At 34.1% G+C, this 11133-nt stretch carries 10 protein-coding genes; 5 read left to right on the top strand and 5 right to left on the bottom strand.

From position 1 onward, the window contains the following. The first annotated feature begins 126 nt into the window (after positions 1–126). From DHD80_RS19450 to DHD80_RS19435, 4 genes are all read left to right on the top strand, one after another. On the top strand, positions 127–585 hold the full coding sequence (locus tag DHD80_RS19450) for a 6-bladed beta-propeller (protein WP_347709991.1): 459 nt from the start codon (positions 127–129) through the stop codon (positions 583–585). Positions 586–961: 376 nt separating this feature from the next. After that, positions 962–2995, top strand: coding sequence for a PAS domain-containing protein (locus DHD80_RS19445; protein WP_251743139.1), 2034 nt, complete (start codon positions 962–964; stop codon positions 2993–2995). Further along, the gene (locus tag DHD80_RS19440; RefSeq protein WP_251743138.1) at positions 2982–3377 is read left to right on the top strand and encodes a response regulator; all 396 of its coding nucleotides are present in this window, start codon (positions 2982–2984) and stop codon (positions 3375–3377) included. Before DHD80_RS19445 ends, DHD80_RS19440 begins: the two co-directional genes overlap by 14 nt. Before the next feature lie 9 nt (positions 3378–3386). Beyond that, positions 3387–3764, top strand: coding sequence for a response regulator (locus DHD80_RS19435; protein ID WP_251743137.1), 378 nt, complete (start codon positions 3387–3389; stop codon positions 3762–3764). Between the two features lie 171 nt (positions 3765–3935). On the opposite strand, the gene DHD80_RS19430 is transcribed toward DHD80_RS19435, so the two are convergent. From DHD80_RS19430 to DHD80_RS19410, 5 genes are all read right to left on the bottom strand, one after another. Further along, a complete protein-coding gene (locus DHD80_RS19430; RefSeq protein ID WP_251743136.1) occupies positions 3936–4448 on the bottom strand; it encodes a hypothetical protein in 513 nt (170 codons plus the stop codon). Positions 4449–4540: 92 nt separating this feature from the next. Next, positions 4541–5083 carry a hypothetical protein gene (locus DHD80_RS19425; protein WP_251743135.1) on the bottom strand — a complete coding sequence of 181 codons (543 nt, stop codon included), beginning with the start codon at positions 5081–5083 and terminating at the stop codon, positions 4541–4543. Between the two features lie 67 nt (positions 5084–5150). Beyond that, positions 5151–6326 carry a GAF domain-containing sensor histidine kinase gene (locus tag DHD80_RS20035; RefSeq protein ID WP_251743134.1) on the bottom strand — a complete coding sequence of 392 codons (1176 nt, stop codon included), beginning with the start codon at positions 6324–6326 and terminating at the stop codon, positions 5151–5153. A 283-nt stretch (positions 6327–6609) separates the two neighbouring features. Then, positions 6610–7158, bottom strand: a complete 549-nt coding sequence (locus tag DHD80_RS19415; RefSeq protein WP_251743133.1) for a DUF1697 domain-containing protein — start codon at positions 7156–7158, stop codon at positions 6610–6612. Between the two features lie 495 nt (positions 7159–7653). Then, complete coding sequence (locus DHD80_RS19410; RefSeq protein ID WP_251743132.1) at positions 7654–8226, bottom strand: pentapeptide repeat-containing protein; 573 nt, start codon at positions 8224–8226, stop codon at positions 7654–7656. 285 nt (positions 8227–8511) lie between these two features. Between DHD80_RS19410 and katG the strand changes: the two genes are divergently transcribed. Beyond that, on the top strand, positions 8512–10773 hold the full coding sequence (gene katG, locus DHD80_RS19405; RefSeq protein WP_279347078.1) for a catalase/peroxidase HPI: 2262 nt from the start codon (positions 8512–8514) through the stop codon (positions 10771–10773). Positions 10774–11133: the final 360 nt, after the last annotated feature.

Below are 11133 nucleotides of genomic sequence, written 5' to 3'. Positions count from 1 at the left end.
GGTATTTCTTGCAATCTTCATCAGTTTTGAAGGTTTCAGTAAACTTTATCAAACTCAATCCCGTAAATTCCATCCTTATTATATTTGATATCAATTTAATAAAATAGTCTTTATCGTAGTAACTCTATAAATGTAAATGGAGATACGATCGCAATTGCCGACTTTTATAATCATAGGATTATTCTCCAAATAAATGATGAGGTACATTTTATAGGAAAAGAAGGGCACGATAAAGGAGAACTTTATTATCCCATAGATGTGAAAATTCAACAGGATAAAATTTATGTGGCAGATGCCTATAACCATCGCATACAGGTTTTTGATCTGGACGGGAAACTTTTAAACATCATCGGCGCTTTAGATGCCATAAATGTAGCTTCGGGAATTGATATAAGAAATAATTTACTTGCTGTAACCGATCAGGAAAACAGTAGGGTGTTGATCTATGATCTAAATGGATTATTGCAACAAATTCTCACGGAGAAGATCAACTATCCTACGGATGTTTTATTCGATGAAAATAGGCTTTATATCACGAATTTTAAGGAGAATACAATTTCAGTATTTAAATTAATCAAGGAGTAAACTGTTTTCTCACATACTGGTTTTTCTTAACAAGTGGGTAACCCACAGAGCAATTTTATTTCCTGCAAGAAATAGAGTTCATTTTCTTCGACCCTTCACAAATAACTTTCCTATCATCGTGGAAATAAATAAAAAGAATCAATAATAGGAATAAAAATAATTGAGCATTTTATCAGTATTTATCTTCTTATCTGGCAAGTGCCATATTTTTTATTTGAATAGTATTTTTGAAAATCCTCAACAAAACCCTCATTATTTTTAATAATATGTTCTTAAATTTAAGTTATCCCTTTATTCTTTAGAAGATTGTCATTATTAGGGTTGAATTTAGATAATTTTCGCTCTATATTGGTCCGCCTACAAATTCTACGCTATAATGAAATACTTTTCTGTCCCTGTAAATGATATTGAACGTGTTGGTGAAGTTGATAAGTATGATACTTCTACCAATATAAAAGAAGATGATCTCGATTTTTTATGTGCCATGGCTTCCGAAATCTGTGGAACTGAAAGCGCTTTAATCACCCTTATTGGAAAAGATACCCAATGGATTAAATCTTCACACGGAATCGATCTTGAAGTAAGACAGTTTCCCAGAGAATTTACCTTTTGTACTCATACGATTAATAACCAGGAAGGTATAATGGTTGTAGAAGATGCAAGGCTAGACCATAGATTTGCCGATAACCCTTTCGTGAATGGCGAGAATCCCGTCATATTTTATTCAGGGGTAGCTTTACTTAATAAAGAGGGTTTTCCTTTAGGTACGATATGTGGCATCGATAGCCAACCTCAAAAGTTATCTGCTCAACAAATAGTCAAACTTCAAAAAGTTGCTAATCAGGTTGTAAAATCCCTTGAATTAACACGAAAGACTGAAGAACTTGAAAAACTGAATAATAATCTGGCCCAGGAAAAAAGAATGTATGAGTACATCACTCAGGGTACTGAAACAGCTACGTTTGACTGGAAAATAAAAAAGGATCGATTACAATTTAATAAGGTTTGGGGAAAAATTTCAGGTTATAAAGCCGGTGAGTTGAAAGGTAAAGGTATTAATTTCTGGCAAAATTTGGTACATCCTGAGGATATTGGTTTGGTTAAGAAAAAACTGGATGAACATTTTAAAGGTCTGAAAGAAAAATTTTCCTGTGAATATCGCTTCAGGCATAAAGATAATTCTTGGATCTGGATATCAACCAAAGGGAAAGTTTTTTCAAGGGATAAAAATAATCAACCTAGCAGGATGTATGGAATGCATCAGGATGTAACCTACAAAAGAAAGAAAGAAATTGAAGTTGTTTACAGGGAAAAATTGCTCGAAGCATTATATAGTCTTTCACCTCTAGGCATAGCTTTAAATGATTATGAAACCGGAGGGTTTATAGAAGCAAATCAAAAACTTGTGGAACCTACGGGATATACGATTGAAGAGTTTTTACATTTAAGCTATCTCGATCTAACTCCTCCGGAATACAAGAATTTGGATAGGGAACAGATTAGTCTCTTGGATAGTATTGGTTTTTATGGCCCTTATGAAAAGGAATATATTCGAAAAGATGGCAGTAAATACCCTGTCCTGCTAAATGGTGTTTTAGCGTATGATACCAATGGAAAAAGAGTGATATGGAGTTTTATTGAGGATATTTCAGTTAGAAAGCACGATGAAGAGCTAAAGGAAGAAGGAAGATTAAAAAATCAAAAACTTTTAAATACCACCGAAAATCAGAATGAACGACTTAAAAACTTTGCTCATATAGTCTCACATAATTTAAGGTCACATTCAAGCGGAATTTCCCTTTTATTAAACTTTTTATTGGATTCTAATCCAAACCTCAATGCAGACGAATCTTTTATGCATTTAAAAAATGCTTCATCAAATTTGGAAACTACCATCAAGGATTTAAATGAAGTAGTAGAGGTTAACCTTTCAGGACAACAAAACTTCCAAGGGGTAAATCTTCATTCTGTAGTTAACAAGATGCTTGAAAGTGTTCATGCACTATTAGAATCGGAAAATGTACGTGTTGATTTGGACATTCCTGAAGAAATTGAAGTTTATGGGCTAAGATCTTATCTGGAAAGCATTGTGCTTAATTTTATTACAAATGGGATAAAATATAGTTCGCCAGTTAGAGAAAGTTTTATTAGTATAAATGCCCGAAAAAATACAATCAGTAAAAAGGTCTATATTGAAATAATTGATAATGGTTTAGGCATAAACCTTAATCTATACAGGGAAAAGATGTTCAAGATGTATAAAACATTTCATGAACATAAGGATGCCAGGGGGATTGGCCTTTTTCTGACAAAAAACCAAATAGAATCTATGGATGGGACAATTGAAGTAGAAAGTGAGGTGAATGTTGGAACCAGATTTATTATTAAACTACCCTATGAAAAAAATTAATCTTGCCTGCCTGATAGAAGATGATCCCGTGCATATTTTTTTGTCTAAAAAGTATCTGGAATTATCTGGATGTATCGAAAATATTATGATATGTCAAAATGGAAAGGAAGCATATGATAAGTTAAAAGCAATTTTCCAGGCGGGGGAAATCCTTCCGGAGTTGATATTGTTAGATTTAAATATGCCTATATGGGACGGTTGGCAATTCTTAGAAGAATTCGTTAAAATCCCTATAGATAAGCAAATTACTATTTATATCCTTACGAGTAGCATTAGCAATGAAGATCGGGAAAAAGCCAAGTTATATAGTAATGTGCATAATTATGTTGTTAAACCCATAACGTTAGAACTTTTAATAGATATATTAAAAGAAATTAATTAATTATTATATATGAAGTACGACAGAATTTTTCTGATAGATGATGAACCTATAATAAATTCTATTCAAACCCTGTATTTACAACAGTTTTTTCCAGAGAACTCAATTGATAAATACGATAAAGCTACTCATGCACTCGAGAAATTATTAGATTTAGACGAAAGTACAAAGAGGGTATTAATTTTTGTAGATCTGAATATGCCTGTCCTATCGGGACAGCAGTTACTGGATAAGCTCTACGAGGGCCAGGTGAATTATGAGATAGAAGCTTATGTAATTACATTTTCTCAGGATCCTGACGAAGTTGAAAAAATAAGTAAGCATCCATACGTAAAAAAAGTAATTAGAAAACCTATCAACGATCAAAAGTTAGTTGAACTGGGATTTTAAATCATTTTTTTTCGGGACTCAATTTAATCATATTAATCTTTCGCAATAAGGTTTTATTTTTAGTCATCGCGAGCGGAGCGTGGCGATCTTATTACTAGGTTACAGGATTGAAAAAACCTCTGGTGAAGAATATGAATATTCTATCATAAAGAAAACGCAGCTAATCCACAATTAAATAAATAGAAGAGCGATAGTCAATAAGATCCCCGCCAGGGTAAATAGCATCCCTTTTTTGAAAATTGGCGTTTTTGGTAAAAACATCCAGAATGCCGATAGTACAAAAAACAGGAGGGAAACTCCGAAGAAAATATTTAAATAATATAAAGGCCTGTCTGTGGTTGCTTTATGAATTCCCGTCATTTGTTTAAGGATAAACGGAAGTTCCTTTTGACTATAATTGGCTATTCCACTTGTTTTATCATATACTCCATCTTTAAAATAGATCTTAGTTCCTTCCTCGCTATCAGCTTTAAAATTTCTAAATTTTAAAGTCTTCCCCAATTCATCTGAAGTGAGGTCTTTACCCACATTCTTTTCGATCTTTTCTTCTATTTTAAAGGCATCAGTGTTTCTGTAAATCATCACAATGCCGCTAATAGCGTACATGGCCATGATTCCGGAAAGGAAAAATCCCAAGTAACGGTGATAAACCCTGACTTTATTGCTTAATTTTCTGTTGTTCATTTTAATTACTTAAGGGATGGTAATTGGCAAAAAACATGAAAAATTTATTGCTACGGGGCATTATTTTCCTGGTTTTAATTATCCTATATTTATTACGGTAATTTTAAATATTGTTCTTTGATGATTTGAAACTCACATCCAATACTATCCAGTTCATAGATTCTTTTGAAAGCCTTTTTTACAGGATCTGCTAACCATGCTTTTTTAATTTCAGATAGTGAATCATTCTCCATCATTCTAAATTTTGCAACGATTTGAGGCATCTCCAGTTTTTGATAATCACAATAACCTATGCTAATAAATTCTCCTTCCTGCATATTGTCTAAGGCAAGCGTGTCTAAAATAGTATATACTTCATTGTCTTTATTGTCATAAAATAATTCATTAAATAAGATGAGATGCGAAGTATCATTTTTTATTTCAGTAATCCTGAATTCTTTATTTATCTGTTTATCAAAAAAAGTAGTATCTGAAATTTTTGAATATTCTTCCAATTGGGGAATTTCTTTATAATTTGAAAATCTTAGATCAAAAATCGAAGGATCTTCTGAAAATAAAGAAGAATTTTTAGGTTTATCATTCTTACATGCTAAAACAGTACTTAGAAAAAGTAGGAAAATTGCTTTTTTCTTCATGGTGTAAGATTTTAAAAACAATAATAGGAAAAGTTTTAATTTATTAACAGGAAAGAATGCGGGCAATTTATTTTAATGGCATGATAAATTCAAAACTTGTATGTTTTTCAGTTGACTCTACTTCAATTTTGCCCTGATGCGCTTCAGCAATTTCTGAAACGATATAAAGGCCTAGACCTAAACCATCTTTTTTATCAGTATAAAATGGTTTAAACAAGCCTGCTTTTTTGTTCTCTGGAATAATATTACCGGAATTGGTAACTTTTAAATGATATTCCCCATTAGAAGTAAACGAATCTATTATGATAGGTGTATCTGGAGATCCATGTTTTACCGCGTTACTCATTAAGTTGGAAAACATTTGCGCTACTCTATAAGGATCACACAAAACCTCCTCTGTAATATCTTCAGAATAGATGAGGTCATGTTCAGCATCTGTAGTTTTAAATTCCCGAATCACCTGCGTGATTTCGGTGTTGAGCTTCACATTGTTTATTTCCTGTTCAAGGCTAATCCCTTCTCCCAGTTCACTTTTGGCGAAATCCAGCAAATTGTCTATCAATTCCTGCATTCGCAGGGAAGTAGTTTTAATAGTGCTAACCTGTTTTAATGCGAAAGCTGGCAGATCGAGTTTCATCAGAATATCTGCACAAAGCCTGGTGGTCCCTAAAGGATTTCGAAGATCGTGCGCTAAAACGGCGACAAAGGTTTCTCTAAGTTTACCAACTTTTTTTTCTTCGGCTAGGCTCTTTTTGGTAAGCTGTAATTCTTCCATCGCCTGTAAATGGAAAGAGATCAATTCAGTATATAATTTGAATAATTCGTGGGTCTCTTTGTTTTCCAGTTTTGCCGGTTCCGGATCGATCGCGCACAAGGTCCCAAAAAATTCTCCATTTTTTTTAAAAATTGGAAAAGAAATATACGATTGAAAACCGTATTTTATGGGAGTGTGATGTGTACAAAATTCTTTATTTTCTGATACATTATCAATGATAACCGGTTCAGAGTGTTGCCGAATTTCATTGCAAATGGTGGTTTCCAGTTCCAGTTCATCACCCGGTTCAAGCCCAAAATCAATATTGTCCTGAGACATACACGTAATCCAACGTTCTTCTGTAACCCTTGCTATAGCCGCAAAACGCATTCCTGTAGTTTTGCAAATAACATTAAGAATGGAAGGTATAGACTGAATGTCTAGAATATTTTGTACGTCCTGACTAAGATTTTCTGTTAGGTGTTTCACCTTTTTATTTAAATGTGGTAATGGGATAAATGTATAAAATAGTTTAGAACTTTTAATATCTGATTCAAAGTTATTTATAATTCAATTAATAGACTTCTTGTTCCATTGCTAACAAATATCTTTCGGAAGGTCACGAGCCTGAAAAGTATAGAAATTACAAATTAGAAAGATTCCAACCAGACTAAACCAGATACTTCTAAAAGGCCTCCGTTTCTTAATTTTCAAAATTAGTATTAGGGGCTTTAAATATTGAAAAATAAAACCAGCATAAGGAGGGAAAATCTTAGCGCTTCTTCTCATCGAGTTTTTTTACAATTTTTTCCACCGTATTCCAATTTCTGGTGGTCACATTTTTCCCTGTAAGTTTTTCCAAATTTTTCATGGCATCTATCGTTCCGGCAATATTTAGGTCTAAAACACTCAAAACCATTTTATCTTCAATTTTAATGATCCTAAAAGAATTGTCCTCACTAATCCATGGAATAGAAATTTTACTTTTTAGGACCGATTTTAAAAATGTAATATATAAACGAATGTTTTTATCAATCTTCACTTTGCTGAAAGGATCATACCGGTATATTTTTTTTATATCATCTGCTTTTATAATAATCGTGGGGGTATCGAAATGGAATTCTTTTTTCAATTTTAAAGTAATGTCTGATTCAATTGTTTTTGCTGAAATTTCTTCTGACTCAAAAATAATATTCCCCGAGTTTAGCACTGTGGAAATATTGGTATAACCCATATTGGAAAGGACTTTTTTTAAATCATCCATAGGAAGTTTATGCTTACCTCCCACATTAATACCTCGAAGAAAACCTATAAATTTCATCTTATTTTTCGTTTAAAATTAATTAAAACTGGAAGTAATTGATTCCAATAAAGTGGGGACTTCGCACATCAATAGCATTTTTTTGTTTGCCGAAAAAGTTTCGAGAAGTCCAGTATTTTCAAATGTTTTCAAAAAAGAAAAGTAATGATTGAATAACTCCCAAATTTCATTATTCGTTAACTAATTAGCAATTAATATTTTAATTTATAAGCTAGTAATTATAATATCCTGATTCTGAACACTTAAGTTTAAAATTAAATTCCTAAGCTAATGTTAATTTATAAAAATTTGTTATATTAGCTAAGCTTCATCGTCTACCATTTTAAAAGCAAATGCATTTAAAATGATAAAGGATTATTCACACATTTATCGAGGTATCGTTTTAGCCTTTTCTGTTTTTTTAGCGGTTTATATAGTATTAAAATATTTCGCCTAAAATTTTCAAAAAAACTAGAATAATCTTCGGAATAACTTCTGAAGCGCTCAATTATATCCTTAATCGATCTTGATATTATACTTGTCCAGAAGTCCGCGCACTTCAGATAATGAAAATTTAGCTCCGGCGATTTTATTATCTTCAGGATTTATAGAATAGTTCATGGCTCCCCTAAAATCAGCACTTTCCAGATTTGTATTTTGAAAGATAGCGTTTTGTAAATCACAATCCTGAAAGTTGGCCTTTACCAAAATTGCTTCGCTAAAATCTACATTTTGTAATTTGGAATATTGAAAATCAGTGTTCGGTATTTTCAGGTTATAGAAGATAGAATGGCTAAGATTACAATGAGTTGCTTTGATGGAAAATCCGAAACTTTCGCATTTTTCAAAATTTAGTCCCAGCATCTTGCAGTTAGTAAAACTACAATCCTGAAAAGCAGTCTTATTCAGCAAAGCGTTGCTCAAATCGCAATCTATAAAATCACATTCAATAAATTTATTTGCCGCAAGATTGGTATTTGAGAAGTTACAATTGGTAAAAGAACAAACTTCATAGTCACCCTCTTTTAGTGGAGTATTGGTATAATCTTCATGATGGTAATTTTCATCTTCAAAAAACTGATTTCCCATGCCTCAAAAATTTTCACGAAGATAGTAAAGGAATCAAATTAAATCTTAACCTGCGTTTTTGGATATGGAATAGTAGTAGATAATTGATAATTAAGTGAGCGGGGTTGTATTTAACCTTCAGTCCTTCATTTTTAAGAACCAGTTATTTATAATTTACCATTTTGCAGTATAGCTTTGTATTATTGTATATGCATTATGCATTCATAAATTTTACCTATAAAAGATTGAAGATTTTCAGAAAATATAATTCTAAATTTAGAATGTTAACAATAAAAATATTCCATAATGTCAAATAACAATCATTCCAACCATCCAGATAATCATAAAGTATGGGAAGTTAATGAATCAAGTAAATGCCCTTTTATGGGAGGAGCGAGAAAGTTCGCTGCTGGAAATGGTACGTCCAATAAAGACTGGTGGCCTAACCAGTTAAATATCAAAATACTAAATCAGCATACCAAACAGGCCAATCCTTTGGCAGATGATTTTAATTATGCTGAAGAATTTAAAAAACTAAACCTCGCCGAAGTAAAACAGGATCTTCATGATCTTATGACCGATTCGCAGGATTGGTGGCCGGCAGATTATGGGCATTACGGCCCATTTTTTATTAGAATGGCCTGGCATAGTGCAGGTACTTATAGAATTGGCGATGGTAGGGGAGGAGCCGGTTCAGGATCACAGCGTTTTGCGCCTTTGAACAGTTGGCCAGATAATGCCAATCTTGACAAAGCCAGGCTTTTACTTTGGCCTATCAAGCAGAAATATGGGAATAAACTTTCCTGGGCAGATCTCATGGTTCTAACAGGTAATGTCGCTTTAGAATCCATGGGATTTAAGACTTTTGGCTTTGCCGGGGGAAGAGAAGATGTTTGGGAGCCGGAAGAAGATATTTATTGGGGATCTGAAGGTGAGTGGCTGGCCAACAAAGAGCGCTATGCTGAAAGTGATAACTTAGAGAACCCATTAGCAGCTTCCCATATGGGTTTAATTTATGTAAATCCCGAAGGGCCTAATGGAAATCCAGATCCTATTGGAGCTGCCCATGATATTCGAGAAACTTTTGGCAGAATGGCCATGAATGATGAAGAAACTGTAGCCTTAATTGCTGGGGGGCATTCTTTTGGTAAAACCCATGGTGCTGCAGATCCTGAAGAATTTGTGGGGATGGAACCGGCCGGTGCTGCTATTGAAGAACAAGGCTTAGGCTGGAAAAACACTTTTGGAACAGGAAATGCGGGAAGTACAGTAACCAGTGGATTGGAGGGAGCATGGACGACAACCCCAACTAAATGGAGCAATAACTTTTTTGAAAACCTCTTTGGATTCGACTGGGAATTAACCAAAAGTCCTGCCGGGGCTTACCAATGGAAACCAAAAGGTGATGCAGGTGCCGGGACGGTTCCCGATGCCCACGATCCCAATAAAAAACATGCCCCTTTTATGCTAACCACAGATCTTGCACTAAAACAAGATCCAAAGTATTTGAAAATATCCAAACGCTTTCATGAAAATCCGGAAGATTTTGAAGATGCTTTTGCGCGTGCCTGGTTTAAATTGACTCATCGTGATATGGGCCCCATCGAAAGATATTTGGGGCCGGAAGTTCCTCAGGAAGAACTGTTATGGCAGGATCCTATCCCGGCAGTAGATCACGAATTAATTAATGATCAGGATATTTCAGATCTTAAAAGTAGAATTCTGGATTCAGGCTTATCTGCAGGACAATTGGTTTCTACTGCATGGGGTTCAGCTTCCACCTATCGTAATTCTGATAAACGTGGAGGAGCTAATGGGGCAAGAATAAGATTAGAACCCCAAAGAAATTGGGAAGTAAATAATCCGCCGCAATTGCAAAAAGTCATAAACCGGTTGGAAGGAATAAAAAATGATTTTAATAATAATCAATCTGAAAATAAGCAAGTTTCCATTGCAGATCTTATCGTTTTAGCAGGTTGTGCTGCAATTGAAAAAGCTGCCAATAAAGCGGGGCACGATGTAAAAGTTCCATTTAGTCCCGGTAGGACAGACGCCTCGCAGGAAAAGACCGATGTTGAAGCTTTTGAGCCTTTGGAACCTAATGGAGATGCTTTCAGGAATTATTATAGAAACAAAGATCATATTTCGGCTTCTGCAGAACAGATTATGATAGATCGAGCCCAGCTATTATCACTCACTGCCCCGGAGCTTTCTGTTTTAGTAGGAGGGATGCGCGCAATGGGAGCGAATTATAATGGATCTAATCATGGAGTTTTCACAGAGAGACCGGGACAGCTTACCAATGATTTCTTTGTAAACCTGCTGAATATTAAAAATACATGGACATCTATATCTGAGGATGAAAATGTTTTTGAAGCAACAGATCGAGGAAGTGGAGAGAAAAAATGGACTGCTACCAGAGCAGATCTAATTTTTGGATCTAATTCAGAACTTAGAGCAATTGCTGAATTCTATGCGAGCAGTGATGCTGAAGAAAAATTCGTAAAAGATTTTATAAAGGCTTGGGCCAAGGTGATGGACCTAGACCGTTTTGATCTGAAAAAATAAGAAATCTATAGATAGTGATAAAAAGGCGGTTTTTTAATCGCCTTTTTTTTATTTGAACTCGCTAAAAATTCCTTAGTCGCTTTTATTGTGTGAAAGTAGCCTGGCAAGCCATCAGGACCAATCCTGTTATTCAGGTCATCAAAAATTATTGCTTTAGAAATTGTATGACTATGAAATAATAGAAATTAAAATATTATTTTTAAGAGACAAGATTATTGCTTTTCATAGGATACGTTGTTGAACTAAACCTAAAGGTAGCTTCAAGCAATCATTAGATCACTATTCACTACCTTTAAGTAGGTATTAACATAAGATTGAAAGTTATGAAAAAAAAGTAGTACCCTCATTGAGAGGGCCTGT

It is taken from the genome of Gramella sp. AN32, from assembly GCF_023718305.1.
GTDB lineage: Bacteria > Bacteroidota > Bacteroidia > Flavobacteriales > Flavobacteriaceae > Christiangramia > Christiangramia antarctica.
The sequence above is the reverse complement of the archived record's forward strand: the minus strand, read 5'-3'. Positions and strand labels throughout refer to the sequence as shown.